This window comes from Bradyrhizobium genosp. L (assembly GCF_015624485.1).
In the GTDB taxonomy this organism is placed as follows: Bacteria; Pseudomonadota; Alphaproteobacteria; order Rhizobiales; family Xanthobacteraceae; genus Bradyrhizobium.
This window is the reverse complement of record NZ_CP061378.1, coordinates 3,414,045-3,438,674: the sequence shown is the minus strand read 5'-3', so window position 1 is coordinate 3,438,674 and position 24,630 is coordinate 3,414,045. Positions and strand designations below refer to the sequence as shown.

The following is a 24,630-nucleotide window of genomic DNA, read 5'->3' as shown; positions in this document are numbered from 1 at the left end:
TCCGCCCCCACGCAATGGCTCGCGGCCGATCCGCCGCGATACTATGTAGATAACCGCCGGCCGATGCTGAAAAGAGCCGGATATCGAGTAGAATCAGGCTTCTAGCCCGGGAAGCGACCGAAGTTGAGTATTCCGAACATCATTACGCTGGCACGCATCATCCTGGTGCCGGTGATCGTCTGGGCAATCGTGTCCAGCCAGATGGAGATCGCATTCGCGATCTTCGTGATCGCCGGCGTCTCGGATGCGGTCGACGGCTTCCTCGCCAAGCGCTTCAACATGACGAGCGAACTCGGCGCCCTGCTCGACCCGCTCGCCGACAAGGCGTTGCTGGTGTCGATCTATATCGCGCTGGGGATATGGGGTGCAGTGCCGCGCTGGCTGGTGATCCTGGTGGTGTCGCGCGATATCATGATCGTGGCCGCCGTGATTGTGTCATGGTTGTTCGACAAGCCGGTCGAGATGAAGCCGCTGATGGTGTCGAAGCTGAATACGGTGGCGCAGGTCGCATTCGCGGCCCTGGTGCTGGCCTCGCTCGGTTTCGGCTTCGAGCCGCGTCCCTATGACCTGATCCTGATCGGCTTCGTCACGATCTTCACTTTGGTGTCGGTATCGCTCTATCTCGTGGAGTGGGTACGGCATATGAGCACGATCGACGCCAGGTAGGCTGGTTCGGAGATTTGCGTTTGTCTGGAAGCGTTCAACCTCGTCAATTGGCCCTCGCGTTGCCACACGAGGAGCGATTGACCCGTGACGACTTCCTGGAGGGGCCGGCCAACGAGGCCGCGCTGGCGCTGATCGACGGCTGGCCGGACTGGCCGAACCGCATCATGCTGCTGACGGGGCCGGAGGGCTCCGGCAAGAGCCACCTCGCCGCGATCTGGGCCGAGCAGGCCGGCGCGCGCTCGACCTCGGCGCATGCGCTGACATCCGACACCGTGCCCGCCGCGCTCGCGACCGGTGCGCTTGTCGTCGAGGACCTGAAGCCGTCGGGCTTCGACGAACGGGCGATGTTTCACCTGTTGAATCTGGCGCGCCAGGACGACGCCTTCGTGCTGATCACGGCGCGCATTCCGCCCTCGGCCTTCGAGATCGAGTTGCGCGACCTCCGCTCGCGGCTGCGCGCAGTGCCGACGGTGGCGCTGCTGCCGCCCGACGACCAGCTGTTCCGCGGCCTGATCGTGAAGTTCTGCGCCGACCGCCAGATGAACGTGGACGAGCAGATCGTGAGCTACCTGACCAACCGGATCGAGCGCTCCTATGTCGCGGTCCGCCGGGCAGTCGAAATGCTCGACACCGAAGCCCTGCGGCTCGGCCGGCCAGTCACGCGGGCGCTCGCCGCGGAGCTTTGGCGCAATGCTTGAAGAGACCCCGGCTTGACGGCGGAAGCTTCCGCTACATCAATGTCATCGAAACGTCATCGCAATATCACATGGTTTGCGCGGCCCTCGGCTAGACCGCCCCGGCCGCCTGCCTCGAATTGGACCGGAACTTGATGGACTCGGCACAAGCTACTGATATGACAGAGAAAGAGGCGGAAGTTGCCGCCATCCCCGCGATCGCGAGCAGCCCCGAGCGATTCATCAATCGCGAGCTGTCCTGGCTGCATTTCAATCGCCGGGTGCTCGAGGAATCGGTCAACCAGGGCCATCCCGTGCTGGAGCGGGTCCGCTTCCTGTCGATCTCGGCCAACAATCTCGACGAATTCTTCATGGTCCGCGTCGCCGGCATCAAGGCGCAGGTCCGCGAAGGCATATTGGAGCGCAGCCCCGACGGCCTGCTGCCGGCCGAACAGCTCGTCATGATCAACAAGACGGTGTCGCAGCTCGCCTCCGACCAGCAGGCGATCTGGAGCGATTTGCGCACGATCCTGTCCGCCGTCGGCATCCAGCTCGTCGACGGGCGTGACGTGACCAAATCGGAGCGCGCCTGGATCGAGGATCACTTCCTCCACAGCATCTTCCCGCTGCTGACGCCGCTCGCGATCGACCCGGCACACCCCTTCCCGTTCATCCCGAATCTCGGCTTCACGGTCGCACTGCAATTGGCGCGGGTCTCCGACGGCAGGCCGATGAACGCGCTGATCCGCATGCCAAGCAAGATCGACCGCTTCATCCGCATCCCCTCGTCGAAGGAAGGCGCGCCGGCTCGCCTGATCACGCTGGAGCAGGCCACCGGCCTGTTCATCGGGCGCCTGTTCCCGGGCTACACCGTCAAGGGCCAGGGCGCGTTCCGGATCATCCGCGACTCCGAACTCGAAATCGAGGAAGAGGCCGAAGACCTCGTCCGCCTGTTCGAGACCGCGCTGAAGCGCCGCCGCCGCGGATCGGTGATCCGGCTCGAGATCGAGGCCAAGATGCCGGAAGAGCTGCGGAGCTTCGTGCAGCACGCGCTGTCGGCGGCTGACGACGAAATCTTTCTGGTCGACGGCGTGCTCGCGATGAACGAACTGTCGCAGTTGACCCGTCTCGATCGTCCCGACCTTGAATTTCCGTCCTATGTGCCGCGCCATCCCGAGCGGGTGCGCGACCACGGCGGCGACATTTTCGCTGCCATCCGGCAAAAAGACCTCGTGGTCCACCACCCCTATGAATCCTTCGACGTCGTCGTCCAGTTCCTGCAACAGGCGGCGCGCGATCCCGATGTCGTCGCGATCAAGCAGACGCTCTATCGCACCTCGAACAACTCCCCGATCGTGCGCGCGCTGGCGGATGCCGCCGAAGCCGGCAAGTCGGTGACCGCGCTGATCGAGTTGAAGGCGCGCTTCGACGAGGAAGCCAATATCCGCTGGGCGCGCGACCTCGAACGCGCCGGCGTGCAGGTGGTCTACGGCTTCATCGAATTGAAGACCCATGCCAAGCTATCGATGGTGGTGCGCCGCGAGGGCGGCAATCTCACCACCTATGTGCACACGGGCACCGGCAACTATCACCCGGTCACCGCGCGCATCTACACCGACGTCTCCTACTTCACCTCGGACCCGACCATCGGCCGCGATGCCGCGCGGGTCTTCAATTACATCACCGGATATGCCGAGCCGAGCGACATCGAGAAGATGGCGGTGTCGCCGCTGACGCTGCGCAAGCGCATCATCGAGCACATCCATGGCGAGATCGCCCACGTCAAACACGGCCGGCCCGGCACGGTCTGGATGAAGATGAATGCGCTGGTCGATCCCGACATCATCGACGCGCTGTACGAGGCCTCGCAGGCCGGCGTCTCGGTCGAGCTCGTGGTGCGCGGCATCTGCTGCCTGCGGCCCGGACTGCCCGGATTGTCGGAGAACATCCGCGTCAAATCGGTGATCGGCCGATTCCTGGAACACGGCCGAATCTACTGCTTCGGCATGGGCCAGGGCCTGCCGAGCACCAAAGCTGCTGTGTATATCTCGTCGGCCGACATGATGCCGCGGAACCTCGACCGCCGCGTTGAAGTGCTTTGTCCGCTGCAAAATCCCACGGTGCATCAGCAGGTTCTCGAACAGATCATGGTCGCGAACCTGAAGGACAATGAGCAGAGCTGGCAATTGTTGCCGGATGGATCGTCAACGCGTATGAAGGCCGCGAAAGGCGAAGAGCCTTTCAACCTGCATGACTATTTTATGACAAATCCGAGTCTCTCCGGTCGTGGTAAGTCGCTCAAGGAATCTTCGCCACGCCGGCTCACGCGTCGCAACGAACGGCAGCAACAGCAGCCGTCGTCTTAAGGGGGCTTGCCCGTGAAGCGACCGCGGAAGCGCGCTTCCAGCGTCGCTGTCATCGACATCGGCTCGAACTCGGTTCGTCTCGTCGTCTACGAGGCGATGGCGCGCAGCCTGATCACCATCTTCAACGAGAAGGCGCTGTGCGGGCTCGGCCGCGAGGTGCAGAGCACCGGCCTGCTCGCGACCGACGCCGTCAACAAGGCGCTCACCGCGCTGCGCCGTTTCCGTGCGCTGTGCCGGATCCAGCAGGTCGGCCGCGTCTACGCGATCGCGACCGCGGCCTGCCGCGACGCCAAGAACGGCCCGGACTTCATCGCCAAGGCGGAGCGCATCTGCGGCGCCAAGATCGAAATCCTGTCCGGGCCGCGTGAAGCAAAGCTGTCCGCGCTCGGCGTCGTCTCCGGCGTGCACAATCCGAACGGCATCGTCGGCGATCTCGGCGGCGGCTCGCTCGAATTGATCGACGTCAGAGGCAACCGCGTGCGCAGCGGCGTGACCTTGCCGCTCGGCAGCCTCGCGCTGCAGGACCTCGCGCACAAGTCGCTCAAGCGCGCCGAACGTATCGTCAAGAACGAACTCGTCGGCGTTCCCCAGCTCAAGACCGGTCGCGGCCGCACCTTCTATGCGGTCGGCGGCACCTGGCGCGCGCTGGCGCGCATCCACATCATCCAGAGCGGCTATCCGCTCAAGGTGATGCACGGCTATTCGATCCCGGCGGCCGACGCGCTCGACTTCGCGCTGCGGCTGCGGCGCCTGGCGGCGACCAACACGCTGGCCAACATCGAGGCGGTCGCCGATGCGCGGCGGCCGCTGCTGGCCTACGCCGCGCTGGTGCTTGAATACATCATCCGTGTCGCCCAGCCGAAGACCATCGTGTTCTCGACCTTCGGCGTGCGCGAGGGCCTGCTGTACGAGATGCTGCCGCCGGCCGAGCGCGCCAAGGACGGCCTGGTCTGTGCCGCGCAGAATCTCAACGAGCTCCTGTCGCGCTCGGCCCGTCACGCCCAGGAGCTGACCGCGTGGACCGACCGCCTGGTGCGGGTGGTGAGGTTGCGCGAGACCGAGGAGGACCGCAGGCTGCGCCACGTCGCCTGCCTGCTCTCCGACATCGGCTGGCGGGTGCATCCCGACCATCGCGGCGAGGAAACCCTGAGCCTGATCATGAACGGCAATTTCGGCTCGATCACGCATCAGGGCCGCGCCTTCGTCGCGCTGTCGGTGTTCTACCGTTATGCCGGCTTGAGCGAAGAGAACGAGCCGCCGCCGCAGATCCGCCAATTGGTGACGCCGGCGATGGACGAGCGCGCCCGCGTGCTCGGAGCCGCATTCCGCGTCGCGCATCTGATCACCGCGGCGCGCACCGGCGTGCTGCCGGCGACGCATTTCCGCACCGAGGGCCGCAAGCTGATGCTGGTGTTCGAGCATCGCATGGTCGATCTGGTCGCCGACCGCGTCGGCAGCCGCTTCAAGCAATTGGCGCGCCTGCTCGGCCGCGCCGGCTCGATCGTGCGCCGGTAAATTCGGATCACGCCGCCTTGGCGGCTTGCTTCGCCTTGCGCAGCGCGTGGCGGCGCCAGATCGATCCGACGATCAGCACCACGATGATGCCGAACACGCCGAGCAGGATCTCGCCGCCGCTGCCGCCATGACCGAACTGCGGCGCGAGCTTGACCGAGGCCAGCCAGGAATCGAACCTGGCGCCGAGCGGTCCGGCAAACAGCGCATCCAGCCTGGGATGCACCGCCGGATCGGTTGCGATGACGTCGCCCGCGATCCAGCCCAGCAGCGCGGCACCGGCCCATACCAGGATCGGCAGCTTGTTGAGCAGCGTCATGATCAGCGCTGCGCCTGCCACGATCAAGGGAACACTGATCGCAAGGCCGAGCACCAAAAGCGGCACGCTGCCATTGGCGGCGGCCGCGACCGCAATGACGTTGTCGAGGCTCATCACGATGTCGGCGACGACGACGATCTGCACCGCCGCCCACAGATGCGAGGCCGCGTGCACGCTGTCTTCGTCCTCCTGCTCCGGTACCAGGAGCTTGGCGGCGATCACGATCAACGCCAGTCCGCCGACGAGCTTGAGGTAAGGCAGCTCCATCAGGCTGGCGACGATGCCGGTGAAGATGACCCGCAGCAGCACCGCGGCGGCGGCGCCGAGGATCATGCCCCACAGCCGCTGCCGCGGCGCGAGCCCGCGGCAGGCGAGCGCGATCACCAGCGCATTGTCGCCGGAGAGCAGGACGTTGATCCAGATGATCTTGCCGACGGCGACCCAGAAGGTCGGCGTCGCCATCTCGTTCTTGAATTCGGTGAAGAACGCGCCGATGTTCGCGGGATCAAAGATCTGCCACAGCCAATCCACAGCGCGCCCTATTCGGCCTCGCGGCCGCCCCTGGCGGCGTTCATTCGCCGCTCCCCTGGTTCATATAGGCACGGTCCCCATGGATAAATCCCCTGGGACCGCCGCCCCTGTCGTTCCGGATCGGTCGTCTTAGCCGACGATCTCGTTGCCGGAGAAGAACTGCGCGATCTCGATTGCAGCGGTCTCCGCCGCGTCCGAACCGTGCGCCGAGTTCTCGCCGATCGACTTCGCATAGAGCTTGCGGATGGTGCCTTCGGCCGCCTTCGAGGGATCGGTCGCGCCCATCGCATCGCGATATTTGCTGATGGCACCCTCGCCTTCCAGGACCTGAACCACCACCGGGCCCGAGGTCATGAAGTCGACCAGCTCGCCGAAGAACGGGCGCGCCTTGTGGACGGCGTAGAAGGTTTCGGCCTGGTCGCGGGTCATGCGGATGCGCTTCTGCGCCACGATCCGCAGGCCGGCCTTCTCGATCACGGCGTTGACCGCACCGGTCAGGTTGCGCGCGGTGGCGTCGGGCTTGATGATCGAGAAGGTGCGTTCAATCGCCATGATTTCGTCCTTGCAAAGGCTGGTTGGGAGTTGCCGGGGCTTATATCGGCGCGATGGGATGACGGCAAGCGACCCGGTGCCGCGTTGGCCTTTAGTTTCGATGGATTTTTGCGGCAAGAACCGCCCGACAGGCCGCGATCGGCCGTCCCGGCGAGCGGCCGAGTGACGACAGGTTACGACGATTTCACTTAGCTGAACCCATTCTGTCAGCGCCGTGCCGCTGCCGTTCAGCTCCGGCCCGATAGGCTCTGCATCGATCAGACGCCTCGCTGGCCCCTACGCAAGCCTCGCAGACGTCTCGAGATGTCACCGCGGGCGGCTTCACTAGCGCCCAAACCTCGAGGAGACGATCATGTTACGCAAACTCTCGCTTGCTGCGATTGCCGCTGTTGCGATCGGCGCAGCCCTGGCCCCGACCTCGGCGTCGGCCTGGGGTGGCTGGCACGGCGGATGGCATGGAGGCTGGCACCACGGCTGGGGCGGACCCCGCGTCATCGTCGGCGGTCCCGCCTACTACGCTGGCCCGGCCTATTACGGCGGTTACGGCGGCTGCTACGTGCGGCGCGTCGTCCCGACCCCTTGGGGGCCGCGCTGGCGGCTGGTCAACCGCTGCTACTGATTGCCTTCACCTCCCCTGACTGCTCAGCCCCGGCCCTCGCGCCGGGGCTTTTTTTCGTGCGGGACAGGAACCAAAGGCACCTGAGGCGCTCACGACCTCAAGGCGAGAGTGAGGCGAAGGCGAAACCAAATTGGGGGTCGCGACTTGTTAAGGCGAAGATCACGACACGCGAGGTGGAACTCGCCAAGAGACTTATCGAGAGACGTGCCATGACAATGAGCCAGATCGATAACGACCCCAATCAGATTGATCACAAGACCTGCCGTTACATCTGCGATGCCGTAGGTGAACGGCTTCAGCAAAGCATGCGTCCGGAGCCCGCGCTATCGTCCCGGCTGCAACAGCTTCTCGACGAGATGCATCGACGGGAAAACGACCGACGTTAGACGATCACCGTTAGATGTTGTGGGGCTGATTATCAGCCCAAATGCGTTTTTGCAGGCTGACACCCGAAGAGATTTTATAGATAGACGGGTTGCGTTTGGCAGCGGGTCCGGTGACAACGCTGCATGCTTTCTCTCACTGACATCTCGGTCCGGATCGCCGGACGGCTGTTGATCGATCACAGTTCCGTGCAAATCGTGCCTGGCGCGCGGGTCGGATTCGTCGGCCGCAACGGCGTCGGCAAGTCGACGCTGTTTCACGCCATTCGCGGCGACCTTGCGGTCGAGGGCGGCAGCATTGCGCTGCCGCCGCGCTGGACGATCGGCAGCCTGGCGCAGGAAGCCCCCGACGGGCCGGAGAGCCTGATCAATGTCGTGCTGAAGGCCGATCTCGAACGCGACGCGCTGTTGCGCGAAGCCGACACCGCGCAGGATCCGCACCGGATCGCGGAGATCCAGACCCGGCTGGTCGACATCGATGCCCATTCGGCGCCGGCGCGCGCGGCCGCGATTCTCTCCGGTCTCGGCTTCTCGACGGCGGACCAGGCGCGCGCTTGCGCGGAATTTTCCGGCGGCTGGCGCATGCGCGTCGCGCTGGCGGCGACGCTGTTCTCGGCGCCAGACCTGCTGCTGCTGGACGAGCCGACCAACTATCTCGACCTCGAAGGCACACTGTGGCTGGAGAATCATCTCGCCAACTACCCGCGCACGGTGATCGTGATCAGCCATGACCGCGATCTCCTGGACACCTCGGTCGACCAGATCCTGCATCTCGATCGCGGCAAGCTGACGCTCTACAAGGGCACCTATTCCTCGTTCGAGGAGCAGCGCGCCGCGCGAGAAATGCTCGATGCAAAGCACGCCAAGCGGCAGGCCGATGAGCGCAAACGACTGCAGGCCTTCGTCGACCGCTTCAAGGCCAAAGCCTCGAAGGCCCGTCAGGCGCAGTCGCGCGTAAAAATGCTGGAGCGGATGAAGCCGGTCACGGCACTGGTGACCCAGGACGTCCGCGAGATCAGCTTCCCGGCGCCGGAAAAGCTGCTGTCGCCGCCGATCATTGCGGTCGACGACGTCTCGGTCGGTTACGAGCCCGGCAAGCCGGTGCTCAATCGCGTGACGCTGCGCGTCGACACCGATGATCGCATCGCGCTGCTCGGCGCCAACGGCAACGGCAAGTCGACGCTGGTGAAGCTGATTGCGGGCAAGCTTGCGCCGTTCGCCGGCAGGATCACACGCGCGGACAAGCTGTCGGTCGGCTATTTCGCCCAGCATCAGGTCGACGAACTCAATCTCGACGCCTCGCCCTATGACCATATCCGCAAGCTGATGCCGGAAGCGCCCGAGAGCAAGGTGCGCGGCCGTGTCGGCGCGATCGGATTTTCCGGCAAGGCCGGCGACACACTGGTGAAGAGCCTGTCCGGCGGCGAGAAGGCGCGATTGCTGCTCGGGCTCGCGACCTTCTACGGCCCCAACATGATCATCCTGGACGAGCCGACCAACCATCTCGACATCGATAGTCGCGCGGCGCTTGCGGAAGCGATCAACGACTTTCCAGGCGCCATCATGATGGTCTCGCACGACCGCTATCTCATCGAGTCCTGTGCCGATCGGTTGTGGGTCGTCGCCAACCAGACCGTGACAGCCTATGACGGCGATCTGGACGAATACCGGCGGATGATCCTGTCGGCCAGCGACAGCCGGCCGGCATCACGCGAACGCCCGAAGGAAACCGCAAAAGCCGAGCGGGGCAAGGGTGAGCGGCGCGCCTCGCCCAGGCAGCGGATCGCACAAGCCGAGTCCGAGATCGAGCGCATCAACGGCATCATCGCCAAGATCGACACCGCGCTCGCGCTGCCCGATATTTTCACGCGCGATCCCAAGCAGGCCGCGCAGCTCACCAAGGCGCGCGCGGGCGCCGAAAGCGCTTTGCAGCGGGCCGAGGAAGAATGGCTGGAAGCCAGCGCCGAGGTCGACGAGGCCGCGAGTTAGCAAGCTGCTGGCGCGCCGCATTCGATGTGACGTCTGCCGGAGACGCGCATTCGTCTCCAGATCGCGCCTCAACCGTTCGAAGTCGCCGGGGGCTTCGCCGCCGGCTTTTTCTTCTTCGGCTTTGCGGCACCTTTCGGCTTCGGCTCCGGCGCCATGTCGGGGCCGCGCTCGACCGAGGTCAGCCGTCCTGCGGTGAAGGTGTAGATGCCGGCACGCGCGCCGCGCAGCCAGGTGACGACGGCAACGCGCTCGCCGCCCGGACCGCCGGACAGGTTCACACTATCGGGCGCGCCGATGCCGCGCACGACGTCGCATTCGGTGTGACCGAGCGCGACGCTGCCGCCGGTCGGCGCCGGTGACGGCGCAGCCGCGGCTCCATCCGCCAGCGCATTGGCGTCGGCGGCACCGGGCGGCGGACCCATTCCGGGGCAGCCGCCGTCAGCGGTGACGAGATCGTCGTTGGTCACCGGCTTGTCCGGCGTCAGCGGCGGCGACTCGATCGAGATGTTGCGGATGAACAGCCGGCCCGGACGCGAGAACCAGTCTGCGTCGCGCGACAGCAGGTCGGACGCGCTCGAGCAGCCGGCGAGGCCGGGCGCGAGCAGCACCAGTGCCAGTAGCGACTTCCGACTGAATGTTCCGTCCCGCACGATCGACAAGGCTCCCACCGCTCCACGCAAGGGGTCGTCCCAACATCACTTTGCGGCATGACCGTGGCCCGCCGCAAGAAACCTCGAATTATCATTAATTGCTTGATATCGCTATTGCCGCCGCTGCCAGCGCCCCCGCTCGTCGGCCTGCCAATAGGTGACGTCGAAGCCACGCGCCTTGCAGGCGGTCCAGCTGGCGCGCGCGCCCGCCAAGGCATCCGGGTCCTCGCCGTTGAACACCAGAACGACCCGGTCGTAGCTGTCGCAGTCGGCCGGCAACGCCGCATTGTCGATCAGGAAGCGGACATTGGCCCGGTTCGGATTGTCTTCCTCTATCGACAGGATGATCGGCTGGTCCTGCGCGTCGCCGACCCGCCAGGTCGCGTGCGGCAGAAATGAATCGTCACTGTATGTCCACAAATGCGCATCGAGCGTCTCGGCGCGCTCCGGCGAGGTCGATTGCACGACGACGCGCCAGCCGCGCTCGAGCGATTTCTCGAGCAGCGGCGGCAGCACGCTTTCCAGCGTCATGTTCTGCAGATGATAGAACAGGACCTCGGTCATGCCGGCCCGTCACCTCGCCGCTTCGTCTCATAATAGTCGGAAACCAGACGGTCGAGCAGACGGACGCCGTAGCCCGAGCCCCAGCTCTGGTTGATGTCGGTCTTCGGCGCGCCCATCGCGGTGCCGGCGATGTCGAGATGCGCCCATGGCGTGCCGTCGACGAAGCGCTGCAGGAATTGCGCGGCGGTGATCGAGCCGCCATGGCGGCCGCCGGTGTTCTTCATGTCGGCGAATTGCGAGTCGATCAGCTTGTCGTATTCGGGCCCGAGCGGCATGCGCCAGACCTTCTCGCCGGTCTCCCCGCCGACCTTGCTCAGCCGTTCGGCGAGCTCGTCATTGTTGGAGAACATGCCGGCATAGTCGGTGCCGAGCGCGACCATGATCGCGCCGGTCAGGGTCGCGAGATCGACCATGAACTTCGGCTTGTGCTTCGTGGCGACGTACCAGAGCACGTCGGCCAGCACGAGACGTCCCTCGGCGTCGGTATTGATGATCTCGATGGTCTGGCCGGACATCGAGGTGACGATGTCGCCGGGACGCTGCGCGTTGCCGTCGGGCATGTTCTCGACCAGGCCGATGGCGCCAACCGCATTGACCCGGGCCTTGCGCGCCGCGAGCGCATGCATCAAACCGACCACGCAGGCCGCGCCGCCCATGTCGCCCTTCATGTCCTCCATGCCGCCCGCGCCCTTGATCGAGATGCCGCCGGTATCGAAGCAGACGCCCTTGCCGATAAAGCCGACCGGCGCCTCGCCCTTCTTGCCGCCGTTCCAGCGCATGATCACGGTGCGGCTCGGCCGTGCCGAGCCCTGCCCGACGCCGAGCAGCGCGCCCATGCCGAGCTTCGTCATGGCCTTGACGTCGAGGACCTCGACATTGACGCCGAGCTTGCGCAGCTGGCTTGCCCGACGCGCGAACTCCTCGGGGTACAGCACGTTCGGCGGCTCGTTGACGAGCTCGCGCGCCAGGATCACGCCGTCGACCACGGACGCATCAGGCGCAAAGGCCTTCTTCGCTGCGGCGGCATCCGCGACGGCGATCGAGACATCGGCCCGCACGGCGGCTTCCTCGCCGTCCTTCTTCTTGGTCTTGTAGCGGTCGAACTTGTAGGCGCGCAGCCGGATACCGGTCGCGATCGCGGCCGCCTGGTCCGCCGCCATGGCCACCTCGGGCAGCTCGGCGATCACGGTCATTGCGGCGCTGCGGGCGTTGAGCTTGCCGGCGGCGACGCCGCCAAATCTGAGAAAGTCCTTCTCCTTCAGCTCGGATGGCTTGCCGGCGCCGATCACGATCAGCCGATCGGCCTTCAGTCCTTCCGGCGCCAAAATGTCCAGTGTCGCACCGCTCTTGCCCTTGAACTGATTGGCGGCGGCGGCGCGCTTGACCGTCTCGGCCGACGTCCCCAGCGCCTTGCGGGTCGCGGCCCCGAGCTTCAATTGCTCGTCGCAAAACACCACCACAATCCCCCGCGCGGAGGCAGCGAAGGGGACAAAGCCGACCTTGACGGCGTCGGTCATAGGAAAATCCTCCAGAATTCAGGGTGTTGCTCGGGACCTCAGGCGGCCCTTTCGGCGCTCGGGATGAGCATGGCGATGGCAGTCCGGAACGCTCCGGACCAAGCTTCCGTCACACTATGGCCTGCCGGCTGCGCCGCTGCCAAGCACCGGCGTGGCTGGAAGGCCACAAAAGGGAATAATTAACTATAAATTAAACGCGCCTTGGCTCGGCCATTTTGTTGACGGATCAAAGGGATGGTAGTGAGAGAGTGAGCCGGACGGATCCGCGGCCCGACCATAGGGGAACCCGTTTTTCACGGGATTGGTCGAAAGCCGTGCGTTTTGGCGCGCCAAGGGGGCTCGTGCGGTAGCGATGGGGTCGATCGACAAGTACATCTTCAAAACGACGCTGTCGTCGTTTGCGCTTGTCCTGGTCAGCCTCACCGGCGTGATCTGGATTACGCAGGCGCTGCGCGGCATCGATCTGATGACGAGCCAGGGCCAGACCATCGTCACCTTCCTCGGCATCACCGGCCTGGTGATCCCGGCGCTGGTGCTGATCATCGCGCCGATCGCGCTGATGATCGCGATCTCGCACACGCTGAACAAGCTCGCGACCGATTCGGAAATCATCGTGATGAATGCGGCGGGCTTCTCGCCGTTCCGGCTGTTCTACCCATTCTTCTATGCCACCTGCGTGGTGGCGGCGCTGGTCGCCTTCATCGCGGCCTATCTGGCGCCCGACGGCATGCGGCGAATCAAGCAATGGGACGCGGAAATCACCGCCGACGTGCTGACCAACATCCTGCAGCCCGGGCGTTTTGCGCAGCTCGATCAGAACCTGACGATTCGCATCCGCGAGCGGCTGCCCGGCGGCGTGCTGGGCGGCATTTTCGTCGACGATCGCCGCGATCCGCAGGAGCGCGTCACCATCGTCGCCGATCACGGCACCGTCCTGAAGAATGAGGGCGGCTCCTATCTCGTGCTGGAAGACGGCAATCTCGAGCGGTTCGAGGTCGGCAAGCGCGATCCGGCGCTGGTCGTGTTCCAGCGCTACGCTTTCGACATGTCGAAATTCTCGCAGGGCCACGACGTCACCCTCGGCATCCGCGAGCGCTATCTCTGGGAATTGATGTGGCCGGACGAGAATGATCCGGTCTATCAGCAGCTCGCCGGCCAGTTCCGCGCCGAACTGCATGATCGCTTCATGGCGCCGATCTATCCGTTCGCGTTCGCCGCCCTCACCTTCGCCTTCCTCGGCGCGCCCAGAACCACGCGCCAGAGCCGCAATTTCTCGATCGGCGGCTCGGTGTTCGCGGTGTTCGGCCTGCGCATGGTCGGCTTCGCCTGCTCGGTCGTGACGGTGAAGACGCCGCTGGCGGCGCTGGTCCAGTACGCGATGCTGTTCGGCGGCATCGCCGTCGGTGTCTGGATGATCGTCGGTGGCGTCGTGGTCGAGCCGCCGCCCGCGCTGATCGAGCAGATCAACCGCAACAACGAGCGCATCGCGCGCTTCTTCCGACGGCCGGCCACCGCATGAACATGGTCACCAACACGCTCGGGCGCTATTTCGCCGGCCGCTTCGTGGTCGCCGCGGTCGGCGTGTTCGCGGGCATCTTCCTGCTGCTCGTGCTGGTCGACTACATCGAGATGGTGCGCAAGACCTCGAGCCTGGTCGACGCCTCGGCCATTACCGTGGCAGAGACCTCGCTGTTCCGGGTGCCGCAGCTGCTCGAGAAGCTGATGCCGTTCTGCGTGCTGATCGGCGGCATGACCTGCTATCTCGGCCTGTCACGCAAGCTCGAGCTCGTCGTGGCGCGCGCGGCCGGGGTCTCGGCCTGGCAATTCATCTCGCCGGCGCTGGTCAGCGCGATCGTGCTCGGCATCCTCGCGACCACAGCCTACAATCCGATGTCGGCCAATTTGCGCGAGCTCTCCAAGCGGATGGAGGCCGAGTTGTTCGGCTCGGCGCCGGGCGGCGGCATCCAGGACGCGTCCGGCTTCTGGCTGAACCAGATCAATGATGAGGGCCAGGCGATCATCAACGCGGCCCGCAGCGAGCAGCAGGGCGTGCGCCTGACCGGCCTCAGCGTGTTCCGATTCGACACGGCGCTGCAGTTCAAGGAGCGAATCGAAGCGCGCGAGGCGACGCTCGAAGAGGGCCGCTGGGTGTTCAAGGGAGTACGCCGATACACCCTCGACAAGCCTCCGCTGGACCAGGACACCTTCTACCTGAACACCACCCTGACCCCGGCACAGGTCCGCAACAGCTTTTCGACCCCCGAAACTGTGTCCTTCTGGCAACTACCGACCTACATCCGTTCGTCGGAGAGTTCAGGGTTCGCGACCGCCGGCTATCGCTTGCAGTATCATAAGCTCATCGCGCAGCCGTTTTTGCTGGCTGCGATGGTGATGTTGGCGGCTTCTGTGAGCTTGCGCTTCTTCCGGATGGGCGGCGTGCAGAAGATGGTTTTGAGTGGCGTGGGTGCAGGCTTTCTGCTCTACGTCCTGTCGAAAGTAACTGAGGATTTGAGCAAGGCTGAGTTGATGCATCCCATCGCTGCGGCGTGGCTGCCTGTCGTTGTGGGCGGCCTCACCGGTTTCTTGGCCTTGCTGTATCAGGAGGACGGGTAGTGGCAGTCGTCGCGACCCGCCAGTTAAACACGCCTGCACGCAGGTGGCGCGATCAGCTGCGCCGCCATCGCGGTCGCGCGTCCGCGCTCGGCGCGACGCTGTTGACGCTCCTCGCCATGCTGGTGACTGCCGGCGTGCTGGACGTGCTTGCGCCGACGCCGGCCGCAGCCCAGGGCTTCACCTACAATCCGCGTCCGCCACGACCGAAGCCGCCGCCGCCCAAGAACGATGGGCAGATGCTCGTGCAGGCGACCGAGGTCGATTACGACTACAACAACCAGCGCATCTCGGCGGTCGGCAACGTCCAGATGTTCTACAACGGGACCAGCGTCGAAGCCGACAAGGTGATCTACGACCAGAAGACCAAGCGCCTTCATGCCGAGGGCAACATCCGCATGACCGATGCGGAGGGCAAGATCACCTACGCCAACATCATGGATCTGAGCGACGACTACCGCGACGGTTTCGTCGATTCGCTGCGCGTCGACACCGAGGATGCGACGCGGATGGCGGCGACCCGCGCCGACCGCTCCAGCGGCAACTACACCGTATTCGACAACGGCGTTTATACCGCCTGCGCACCCTGTAGGGACGATCCGAAGAAGCCGCCGCTGTGGCAGGTCAAGGGCGCGCGGATCATCCATAACCAGACCGAGAAGATGCTCTATTTCGAGAACGCGCAGATCGAGTTCTTCGGCGTTCCGATGGCGTATCTGCCCTATTTCTCGACGCCGGATCCGACCGTGAAGCGCAAGAGCGGCTGGCTGATGCCGAGCTTCACCACCTACACGACCTACGGCGTCGGCGTCGAAGTCCCCTATTACTTCTCGCTCGCGCCCGATTACGACATCACGCTCAATCCGCGCATCACGTCGCGGCAGGGCGTGCTGTTCCAGGGTGAATTCCGCCAGCGCCTGTCGAACGGCGCCTACCAGGTCCGCCTCTACGGCATCGACCAGCTCGACCAGAGCGCCTTTGCCGGCCAGCCCGGCGACAAGCAGTTCCGCGGCGGGGTCGAGACCAAGGGTCAGTTCGCGCTGAACGACAAGTGGGTCTATGGCTGGGACGGCGTGCTGCTATCCGACTACTACTTCATGTCGGACTACCGCCTCGCCCAGTACAAGGACGCGTTCGGCTCGTTCCTGTCGCTGCCGACGGAAGCGATCTCGCAGCTTTATCTGACCGGCGTCGGCAACCGCAGCTTCTTCGACGCACGCGCGATCTATTACCTCAGCTTCTCGGGCAACCAGAGCCAGGTCCCGGTCGTCGCGCCCGTGATCGACTACAACAACGTGATCAACAGCCCGATCCTGGGCGGTGAGTTCAGCTACAAGATGAACTTCACCAACCTGACCCGCGACACCGCGGTGTTCGACCCGATCACGACGCTCGCCAACACCAACAGCCTCTGCACCACGACGTCAGCCGATCCGATGGCGCGGACGCCGTCGCAGTGCCTGTTGCGCGGCATGCCCGGCACCTACACCCGCTTTACCGCCGAGGCGCAGTGGCGCAAGTCCTACACCGACCCGTTCGGCCAGATCTGGACGCCGTTCGCCAGCATCCGCGCCGACGCGATCAACGCCGACATCTCGAATCAGCCGGGCGTGTCCAACTTCCTGCCGGTCGGCGACACCCAGACCGTGCGCCTGATGCCGACCGTCGGTTTCGAGTACCGTTATCCCTTCATCAACGTGCAGCCGTGGGGCACGACCACGATCGAGCCGATCGCCCAGGTCATCATCCGGCCCGACGAACCCAATGCCGGCAAGCTGCCGAACGAGGACGCACAGAGCCTGGTGTTCGACACCTCGAACCTGTTCTCGATCGACAAGTTCTCCGGCTACGACCGCGTCGAGGGCGGCAGCCGCGCCAATGTCGGCGTGCAGGCCACCACGCAGTTCGATCATGGCGGCAGCGTCAAGGCGATGTTCGGCCAGTCCTACCAGCTGTTCGGGCTGAACTCGTTCGCGGTCGCCGACGTCGTCAACACCGGCGTCGATTCCGGGCTGCAGAATCCACGATCCGACTATGTCGCAAGCGTCGCCTATTCGCCGAACCGGACCTATACGTTCAGCGTCCGCTCGCGCATGGATGAGGCGACCTGGAACATCAACCGGTTCGAGGCCGAGGGCCGTGCCAATTTCGACCGCTGGTCGGTCTCGCTGATGTACGGCAATTACGCACCGCAGCCGGAACTCGGCTACCTGACCCGCCGCGAAGGCATTTTGGCCAGCGGATCGGTCAAGGTGGCGGCGAACTGGGTGGTCCAGGGTGCGGCGCGCTGGGATCTGGTTTCAAACCAGATCAACCAATATGTGATCGGCGCAGGCTACGTCGACGACTGCTTCGTGCTGGCCGCCAACTATGTCACGTCGTATTCCTACACCGCTGGCTCCACGCCGCCGAGCCTCAGCCACGCGTTCATGTTCCAGATCGGTCTGCGGACCATTGCGCAATCCTCCGCCTCCAGCGGCGCAGGCGGCCTCCAGTAGCGTGAACCCTGGATTGCCCGCCAGGCCGCGGGCTCCAGCTTGAATGGGTTTAAACGGCTGATAATGACGATGACGACTGCTCGCCTACCAACTCGCCGCGCTCAACTCCTGCTGGGTACCCTGCTCGCCCTCGTGCTGCTGCTCGGCGGCACCGGTCCTCTGCACGCCCAGATCGCCGTGATGGTCAACGGCGAACCCATCACCAACTTCGACATCGAGCAACGCATGAAGCTCGACGCCCTGACCGGCAAGAAGGACATCAACCGGCAGGCGACCATCAACGACCTGATCGACGAGAAGGTGAAGATCAAGGAAGCCAAGAAATTCGGCGTCGATCCCGGCACCAGCGACGTCGACCAGGCCTTTGGCGGCATGGCGCAACGGATGCGGCTCAACGGCGATCAACTGACCAAGGTGTTGGAAGGCAAGGGCATCCGGCCGGAGACGCTGAAGCAGCGCATCAAGGCCGACATGGTCTGGACCAGCCTGGTGCGCGGCCGCTTCAAGGAAAGCCTGCAGGTCGGCGAGAAGGACGTCAACACGGCGGTCAAGGAGGCCGGCGAGACCGCCGATGAGGACGCCTTCGAATACCGCATGCAGCCGATCGTTTTGATCGTGCCGAAGGGCGCGCCGCAGTCCGACTTCGAGGCGCGACGCAAGGAAGCGGATGCCCTGCGTGAGCGCGTGACCAGCTGCGAGGAAGCCAACTCCTACTTCAAGGCGATGCGCAACGCCGCGATCCGCGAGATCGTCGTCAAGACCTCGGCCGATCTGCCGCAGCCGCTGCGCGAGCTCCTGGACAAGACCCCGGTCGGCCATCTCACCCCGCCCGAGGTCACCAAGCAGGGCATCGAGATGGTGGCGCTATGCGGCCGCAAGGCCACCACCGTTGACACGCCCAAGAAGCGCGAGATCCGCGACAAGATGTACGTGCAGAAATACGAGGCGAAGTCGAAGGCCTATCTGTCGGAAGTCCGCAGGGCCGCGATGATCGAATATCCAGGCGGCAAGGAAGTTCGCTGAGGCATGGCGAAGCCGCTCGCACTGACGTCCGGAGAACCCGCAGGCATCGGCCCCGACATCACGCTTGCCGCGTGGCTCAAGCGCAGCGAACTCGATCTGCCACCGTTCTATCTGCTCGGCGACCGTACCTCGATCGCCGCCCGCGCCAAGACGCTCGGGCTCGCGGTCGAGCTTGCCGAGGTCAGCGCCGAAGAGGCAGCTAGGGCGTTTCCGCGCGCCCTGCCCGTCGTGGCAATTGACACGCCGGCGACGGCGCGGCCGGGCACGCCCGACGAGAGCAGCGCCGCCGCCGCATTGGCCTCGATACGACAAGCGGTCGCCGACGTGACGTCGGGCAAGGCCGCCGCCGTCGTCACCAACCCGATCGCCAAGAACGTGCTGTATCGCGCGGGCTTCCGCCATCCCGGTCACACCGAATTCCTCGCCGAGCTCGCCGGAGGCGCCGGCGGACCGGTGCCGCTGCCGGTGATGATGCTGTGGTCGCCGGCACTCGCCGTGGTCCCGGTGACGATCCACGTTTCGGTGCGCGAGGCGCTGGCGCAATTGTCGACCGAACTGATCGTGTCGACCGCACGGATCGTGGTCTCCGACATGAAGACGCGGTTCGGCATGTCAGCGCCGCGGCTTGCCGTGTCCGGCCTCAACCCGCATGCCGGCGAAGACGGCACGCTCGGCATGGAAGATATCGAGATCGTCGCACCCGCGGTCGAGATCCTGCGCAGCGAAGGCATCGATGCCCGGGGCCCGCTCCCGGCCGACACCATGTTCCATGCAGCCGCGCGGAAAACCTATGACTGCGCAATCTGCATGTATCACGACCAGGCGCTAATCCCGATCAAGACCGTGGCCTTCGAGGATGCCGTCAATGTCACGCTGGGACTGCCGTTCGTGCGGACCTCACCCGATCACGGCACGGCCTTCGACATCGCCGGCACCGGCCGCGCCAATCCCTCGAGCCTGATCGCCGCGCTGCGGCTCGCCGCGCGCATGGCGTTGAAGTGAGCGCGATCGACGACCTGCCGCCGCTGCGCGAGATCATCCGCGACCATCAGCTGTCGGCACGCAAATCGCTCGGCCAGAATTTCCTGCTCGACCTCAACCTCACCGCGCGGATTGCTCGCTCCGCGGGGCCGCTCGAGGATTGCACCGTGATCGAGGTCGGGCCGGGTCCCGGCGGATTGACCCGCGCGCTGCTCGCGCTCGGCGCCAAGCGCGTGATCGCGGTGGAGCGCGACGAGCGCGCGATCGAGGCGCTCGGGTATATCGTCGAGCGCTATCCCGGCCGCATCGAGATCGTGCACGGCGACGCGCAGCGCTTTGATCCGCGTCCGCTGCTTGATGGGGCCAAGGCCAAGATCGTCGCCAACCTGCCCTACAACATCGCGACCCAGCTCTTAGTCGACTGGCTGTCGATCGAGCCGTGGCCGCCCTGGTTCGACACGATGGTGCTGATGTTTCAGCGCGAGGTCGCCGAACGCATCGTCGCCCATGAGGACGATGAAGCCTACGGCCGGCTCGCGGTGCTCGCCAATTGGCGCGCCGAGACCAAGATCCTGTTCGACATTTCGCCGGCGGCATTCGTGCCGCAGCCGCAGGTGACCTCCTCGGTGGTCCGATTGATCCCGCGCGCGGCACCCGAGCCGTGCGACCGCCGCATGCTTGAGCAGGTCGCAGCAGCCGCCTTCGGCCAGCGCCGCAAGATGCTGCGCCAGAGCCTGAAATCGCTGTCGGTCGACCCAGCGCAACTCGCCGCCGCAGCCGGGATCGATCCGACGCGGCGCGCGGAGACCATTCCGGTTTCGGGCTTTGTTGCCATGGCCCGGGAATTGGCCGATATACGGTCCACAAAATAGAACATCAGGAGCAAACGGCATGGCGCGCATGGTTCGCCAATCCCTCGTCAAATTCGATGCGCCGCTGTGCGAAACCATCGTCGACACGCCGAAGCCGCAAGGACGCGAAGTGCTGGTGCGCATCGAGCGCTGCGGCCTGTGCCATTCCGATCTCCACATCCAGGACGGTTACGCCGATCTCGGCGGCGGCAAGAAACTCGACACCACCCGCGGCATGACGCTGCCCTTCACGCTCGGCCACGAGATCGCCGGCGTGGTCGACGAGGTCGGCCCCGACGCGCCGAAGGATCTGGTCGGCGCCAAGAAGGCGGTGTTTCCCTGGATCGGCTGCGGCCAGTGCCGCGACTGCCTCACCGGCGACGAGAATCTCTGCATCAAGCAGCGCTTCCTCGGCGTCTCCATCGACGGCGGTTTTGCGACCCACGTGCTGGTGCCCGACGCGAAATATCTGCTCGACTACGACCCGCTGCCGGTCAACCAGGCCGCGACCTTGATGTGCTCCGGCGTCACCGCCTATGGCGCGCTGAAGCGCCTGGTCGATCGTCCGCGCCAGCGCAACCTTTTGCTGATCGGCCTCGGCGGCGTCGGCATGATGGGCCTGTCGTTCGCGCAGGCGATGTTCAAGCAGAAGATCACGGTCGCCGATCTCAGCCCTGCCGCACGCGAGACCGCGCTGAAGAACGGCGCGGCCAACGCCTACGACCCGGCCGAGCCCGATGTCGTCAAGCGCATGCTGAAGGAAAGCGACGGCGGGTTCGACGGCGTGGTCGACTTCGCCGGCAACGAGAAGTCGATGGCCTTCGCAGTCTCGACGGTGGCGCGCGGCGGCAAGATCGTGGTGTCCGGCCTGATGGGCGGCCAGTTCACGCTGCCGATGGTGCAATGGGTCTACAAGCGCATGACCATCGAGGGCTTTATGGTCGGCACGCTGGCCGAGGGCCAGGAGTTGATGGCGCTGGCGCGCGCCGGCAAGATCAAGCCGACGCCGATGAAGGAAGAGCCGATGGCCGACGTGCAGAAATGGATCGATGAATTGCGGGCCGGAAAAGTCGTGGGACGCATCGTCTTGAAGAATTAGCGAGGACGTCCCGCCGGCCTCACCCACCAACCGGGGAGGCGTGCATGAGGAGGAAACGTTCGACGTTTCAGGCATGGGCAGCGCTCGCGCTTGCCCTCGCCGCGACGCCGGCTGCCGCGCAAAAACACTACGGGCCGGGCGTGACCGACAGCGAGATCAAGATCGGGACCACGACGCCCTACAGTGGCCCGGCATCGGCCTATTCGGCGGGCGCCATCTCAATCACCGCCTATTTCGCGATGATCAACCAGCAAGGCGGCGTCAACGGCCGCAAGATCAACTTCATCAGCCTCGACGACGCCTACAGCCCGCCCAAGACGGTCGAGCAGATCCGCCGCCTGATCGAGAGCGACGAGGTGCTGTTCCTCGTCAATCCGGTCGGCACAGCGACCAACATGGCCGTGGTCAAATACATCAACCAGAAGCAGGTGCCGCATCTGTTCGTCGGATCGGGCGCGACCATCTTCAACGATCCCGCGCATTATCCGTGGACGATGAGCTGGACGCCGCACTACGCCTCCGAGGGCGAGATCTACGCCAGGTACATCCTGTCGACGCTGCCGGACGCCAGGATCGGCATCCTCGCGCAGAACGACGACCTCGGCCGCGACTACATCCTGGGATTCAAGCGTGGGCTCGGCGACAAGGCGGCCACGATGATCGTGTCGCAGCAGGCCTACAACACCAGCGACCCCACCGTGGACTCGCAGATCGTGTCGCTGAAGGCCTCGGGCGCCAATGTGCTGTTCATCGCCTCGGTGCCGAAATTCGCAGCGCAAGCGATCCGCAAGGCCTATGACATCGACTGGCACCCGCAGGAGTTCCTCTCCAGCGTCGGCTCCTCGATCGCGGGCGCGATCCGGCCCGCTGGCTTCGAGGCCGCCAAGGGCGTGATCTCGGCAGCCTACCAGAAGGACCCCGCCGACCCGCAATGGAAGGATGATCCGGCGATGCAGGCCTGGAACGTGTGGATGGACAAATACAACCCGCATGTCGACAAGAGCGACTATTACGCGCCCTACGGCTACAATATCGGCACCGCCGTCGTGCAGATCCTTAAGCAATGTGGCAGCGAGCTGACGCGCGAGAACATCATGAAGCAGGCTTCCCATCTCGACATGGAGCTGCCGCTGCTGTTGCCCGGGATCCGGCTACGCACGTCCCCGACTGACCTGCGCCCGATCAAGCAAATGCGGCTCGTCCGCTTCAACGGCCAGCGCTACGAGCTGTTCAGCGACGTGATCGAGAGCGATTAGAGCGCTTTCGAGCGAAGGGGACACCGGCTCGCGTGAACAAGACGCGTGTAGCAAAGCTGGAGCTTCGGTTCTGCTTCAGTCAGAACCGACGCTCCAGCCGTATCTGCTGCCGCCGGCGCGCCGCAATTATGGTGCGTTCCGAGCCGCAATTAAGCCCTACCCGTTCCGGATTTGCGGCGCATTGCGACCCAACTCTTTACCGAGATTGGGATCACCAGCGTTGCGTAAAAAGAAATACCGGGGACGCGTATGTCAAATCGTTCAGCCAAATTTGCTGTGGCGCTTGCCGCCGGCCTGCTGGCCGGCGCCAACTTCACCGCCGTAGCCCAGACGGCCGCCACGACGGCCACGGCAAAACCAGCCGATACCAAGACGGCAGACAATTGCCTGCCGGGCCCGAAGGGAGCCGCGCCGGCCGGAAGCCATTGGCGCTACCACCTCGATCGCGCCACCAAAAGCAAATGCTGGTATCTTGGTGAGGCAAAGGGCAACGCCGCCGTCAAGACGGCAACGGCCCAGCAGCAGCAAGCCGCACCGGCACCGGCGCCCGAGACGACAGCGGCCGACGCCACCAACGCCAATCCGCCGCAGGTTCAGGCTCAGCCTCAGCCGCAAGCACAGCAACCGCAGCCGCCGATGAGCCGATCGGTTGCCAACGCGCGCGCCGAGTGGCCCTCGCCGCAGACCGCTGCCGCGCCGGCCGCACCTGCGGACACCGATCAGGCCGTCCCAGCGCCCGATCCGGGCGCTACTGCCGCGCCGGCGGACGCAAACGGCCAATCGTCGGCAGTCAACGCAAGATGGTTCGATGCCTCAAGCATGGCCGGAAGCAACGGAACACGGCACGCCGCCACCGCCCAGCCGTCAACGGTCGCGCAGGCGGATACGCCCCCGCAGCAGGCGAACACAGCCGCTCCGGCTGCGGCCGCCGCCGCCGCCGAGGTGCCGGCGGAGAAGCCATCCTCCTCCACCCAGATGCTCTTGATCGTGATGGTCGGCGCGCTCGCGCTGGCGGGCCTGGTCAGCGCGCTGGTCGTGAAACTGACCCGCAGGCGCACCGCGTCCTATGACATGGACGATGAGCAGCGTGCGCCCTGGGATTCGATCTATCTCGAGCAGACGCCGCCGATGTCACTCAACCGGGCCCGTCAGCTGAGCTTGTCCGACCTGCCCCCGCGGCGCGCCCAGCCGCCGGTTCCGCGGCGCGAGGCAGCGCGCAGCAACACTCCAGACGAGACCGAAGCTGACAGTCGCCAGATCGCGGCGATGCTGCAGCGGCTGGCGCGCAGCGCGGCGAACTGAAAACTGAAGGGCTATTTGTCGAGCTGGCGCTGCAGGCCACGCACGAATTCGGTGAGGCCTGTACGCCGCCCGCGCTTCAACCGCTCGGCCTTCAGGATCGACTGCACCTCGGCAAAGGCATCGTCGACATTCTGGTTGACGACGATGTAGTCGTATTCGGCCCAGTGGCTCATCTCGTGCGCGGCGCGACTCATCCGCCCGCGGATCACCTCCTCGGAATCCTGCGCGCGGGTGTGCAGCCGCTTCTCGAGATCGGCGGCTGACGGCGGCAGGATGAAGACACGGACCACGTCGATGCTGGCTTTCTGGTGCAGCTGTTGCGTGCCCTGCCAGTCGATGTCGAACAGGACGTCCTGCCCGACCGACAAGGCCGCCTCGACCGGCTTGCGCGGCGTGCCATACAAATTGTCGAAGACGGTCGCCCACTCCAGCAGGTCACCCTGCTCCACCATCTTCTCGAATGTCGGCTTGTCCACGAAGAAATAGTCGCGGCCTTCGACCTCGCCGGGGCGCATCGGCCGCGTCGTCGCCGACACCGACATCTGCAGGCCCGGCTCGCGCTCGAGCAACATGCGCGATAGCGTCGTTTTGCCGGCGCCCGAGGGCGACGACAACACGAACATCAGTCCGCGCCGCTCAACGCCGTCAAAACCCTGCGCCGTCATCGT

At 65.1% G+C, this 24,630-nt stretch carries 22 protein-coding genes; 16 read left to right on the top strand and 6 right to left on the bottom strand.

Annotated features, from left to right (window positions below; all coding sequences use genetic code 11):
* Nucleotides 1–123 precede the first annotated feature (123 nt).
* The 4 genes from IC762_RS16055 (at nt 124) to ppx (ending at nt 5,221) form a co-directional block, all read left to right on the top strand.
* Complete coding sequence (locus tag IC762_RS16055) at nt 124–666, top strand: CDP-alcohol phosphatidyltransferase family protein (RefSeq protein ID WP_195789736.1); 543 nt, start codon at nt 124–126, stop codon at nt 664–666.
* Between the two features lie 20 nt (nt 667–686).
* Nucleotides 687–1,364, top strand: coding sequence for a DnaA ATPase domain-containing protein (locus IC762_RS16050; protein WP_195789735.1), 678 nt, complete (start codon nt 687–689; stop codon nt 1,362–1,364).
* A gap of 131 nt (nt 1,365–1,495) precedes the next feature.
* Entirely contained in the window at nt 1,496–3,706 is a 2,211-nt protein-coding gene (locus IC762_RS16045) for an RNA degradosome polyphosphate kinase (RefSeq protein ID WP_195789734.1), read from the top strand.
* A 12-nt stretch (nt 3,707–3,718) separates the two neighbouring features.
* Nucleotides 3,719–5,221, top strand: coding sequence for an exopolyphosphatase (ppx, locus tag IC762_RS16040; protein WP_195789733.1), 1,503 nt, complete (start codon nt 3,719–3,721; stop codon nt 5,219–5,221).
* A 7-nt stretch (nt 5,222–5,228) separates the two neighbouring features.
* On the opposite strand, the gene IC762_RS16035 is transcribed toward ppx, so the two are convergent.
* Nucleotides 5,229–6,068 carry a TerC family protein gene (locus tag IC762_RS16035; RefSeq protein WP_195789732.1) on the bottom strand — a complete coding sequence of 280 codons (840 nt, stop codon included), beginning with the start codon at nt 6,066–6,068 and terminating at the stop codon, nt 5,229–5,231.
* A gap of 129 nt (nt 6,069–6,197) precedes the next feature.
* The gene (ndk, locus tag IC762_RS16030) at nt 6,198–6,620 is read right to left on the bottom strand and encodes a nucleoside-diphosphate kinase (protein ID WP_195789731.1); all 423 of its coding nucleotides are present in this window, start codon (nt 6,618–6,620) and stop codon (nt 6,198–6,200) included.
* A gap of 352 nt (nt 6,621–6,972) precedes the next feature.
* Between ndk and IC762_RS16025 the strand changes: the two genes are divergently transcribed.
* The 3 genes from IC762_RS16025 (at nt 6,973) to IC762_RS16015 (ending at nt 9,611) form a co-directional block, all read left to right on the top strand.
* Nucleotides 6,973–7,239, top strand: a complete 267-nt coding sequence (locus IC762_RS16025; protein ID WP_195789730.1) for a sulfur globule protein precursor — start codon at nt 6,973–6,975, stop codon at nt 7,237–7,239.
* A 215-nt stretch (nt 7,240–7,454) separates the two neighbouring features.
* Nucleotides 7,455–7,625, top strand: coding sequence for a hypothetical protein (locus tag IC762_RS16020; RefSeq protein WP_195790450.1), 171 nt, complete (start codon nt 7,455–7,457; stop codon nt 7,623–7,625).
* A 123-nt stretch (nt 7,626–7,748) separates the two neighbouring features.
* Nucleotides 7,749–9,611, top strand: a complete 1,863-nt coding sequence (locus IC762_RS16015; protein ID WP_195789729.1) for an ABC-F family ATP-binding cassette domain-containing protein — start codon at nt 7,749–7,751, stop codon at nt 9,609–9,611.
* 68 nt (nt 9,612–9,679) lie between these two features.
* Here IC762_RS16015 and IC762_RS16010 read toward each other — a convergent pair whose 3' ends face one another.
* The 3 genes from IC762_RS16010 to IC762_RS16000 form a co-directional block, all read right to left on the bottom strand.
* Nucleotides 9,680–10,216 (bottom strand): hypothetical protein, encoded by a 537-nt coding sequence (locus tag IC762_RS16010; protein WP_195790152.1) that lies wholly within the window; start codon nt 10,214–10,216, stop codon nt 9,680–9,682.
* Between the two features lie 156 nt (nt 10,217–10,372).
* Complete coding sequence (locus IC762_RS16005) at nt 10,373–10,825, bottom strand: DNA polymerase III subunit chi (RefSeq protein WP_195789728.1); 453 nt, start codon at nt 10,823–10,825, stop codon at nt 10,373–10,375.
* A complete protein-coding gene (locus IC762_RS16000) occupies nt 10,822–12,342 on the bottom strand; it encodes a leucyl aminopeptidase (RefSeq protein ID WP_195789727.1) in 1,521 nt (506 codons plus the stop codon). Before IC762_RS16000 ends, IC762_RS16005 begins: the two co-directional genes overlap by 4 nt.
* Nucleotides 12,343–12,694: 352 nt before the next feature.
* Between IC762_RS16000 and lptF the strand changes: the two genes are divergently transcribed.
* The 9 genes from lptF (at nt 12,695) to IC762_RS15955 (ending at nt 23,962) form a co-directional block, all read left to right on the top strand.
* Nucleotides 12,695–13,861 (top strand): LPS export ABC transporter permease LptF, encoded by a 1,167-nt coding sequence (gene lptF / locus IC762_RS15995; RefSeq protein WP_195789726.1) that lies wholly within the window; start codon nt 12,695–12,697, stop codon nt 13,859–13,861.
* A complete protein-coding gene (gene lptG / locus IC762_RS15990; RefSeq protein WP_195789725.1) occupies nt 13,858–14,955 on the top strand; it encodes an LPS export ABC transporter permease LptG in 1,098 nt (365 codons plus the stop codon). The genes lptF and lptG overlap by 4 nt, the downstream gene beginning before the upstream one ends.
* Before the next feature lie 116 nt (nt 14,956–15,071).
* Nucleotides 15,072–17,450 carry an LPS-assembly protein LptD gene (locus IC762_RS15985; protein WP_246801660.1) on the top strand — a complete coding sequence of 793 codons (2,379 nt, stop codon included), beginning with the start codon at nt 15,072–15,074 and terminating at the stop codon, nt 17,448–17,450.
* 69 nt (nt 17,451–17,519) lie between these two features.
* Entirely contained in the window at nt 17,520–18,473 is a 954-nt protein-coding gene (locus IC762_RS15980; RefSeq protein WP_195789723.1) for a SurA N-terminal domain-containing protein, read from the top strand.
* Nucleotides 18,474–18,476: 3 nt separating this feature from the next.
* Entirely contained in the window at nt 18,477–19,475 is a 999-nt protein-coding gene (pdxA, locus tag IC762_RS15975) for a 4-hydroxythreonine-4-phosphate dehydrogenase PdxA (protein ID WP_195789722.1), read from the top strand.
* Complete coding sequence (gene rsmA, locus IC762_RS15970) at nt 19,472–20,326, top strand: 16S rRNA (adenine(1518)-N(6)/adenine(1519)-N(6))-dimethyltransferase RsmA (protein ID WP_195789721.1); 855 nt, start codon at nt 19,472–19,474, stop codon at nt 20,324–20,326. The genes pdxA and rsmA overlap by 4 nt, the downstream gene beginning before the upstream one ends.
* A gap of 19 nt (nt 20,327–20,345) precedes the next feature.
* Nucleotides 20,346–21,404 carry an alcohol dehydrogenase gene (locus IC762_RS15965; RefSeq protein WP_195789720.1) on the top strand — a complete coding sequence of 353 codons (1,059 nt, stop codon included), beginning with the start codon at nt 20,346–20,348 and terminating at the stop codon, nt 21,402–21,404.
* Between the two features lie 44 nt (nt 21,405–21,448).
* A complete protein-coding gene (locus IC762_RS15960) occupies nt 21,449–22,660 on the top strand; it encodes an ABC transporter substrate-binding protein (protein ID WP_195789719.1) in 1,212 nt (403 codons plus the stop codon).
* Nucleotides 22,661–22,936: 276 nt separating this feature from the next.
* The gene (locus tag IC762_RS15955; protein WP_195789718.1) at nt 22,937–23,962 is read left to right on the top strand and encodes a hypothetical protein; all 1,026 of its coding nucleotides are present in this window, start codon (nt 22,937–22,939) and stop codon (nt 23,960–23,962) included.
* An 11-nt stretch (nt 23,963–23,973) separates the two neighbouring features.
* On the opposite strand, the gene gmk is transcribed toward IC762_RS15955, so the two are convergent.
* Entirely contained in the window at nt 23,974–24,627 is a 654-nt protein-coding gene (gene gmk, locus IC762_RS15950) for a guanylate kinase (RefSeq protein WP_195789717.1), read from the bottom strand.
* Nucleotides 24,628–24,630: the final 3 nt, after the last annotated feature.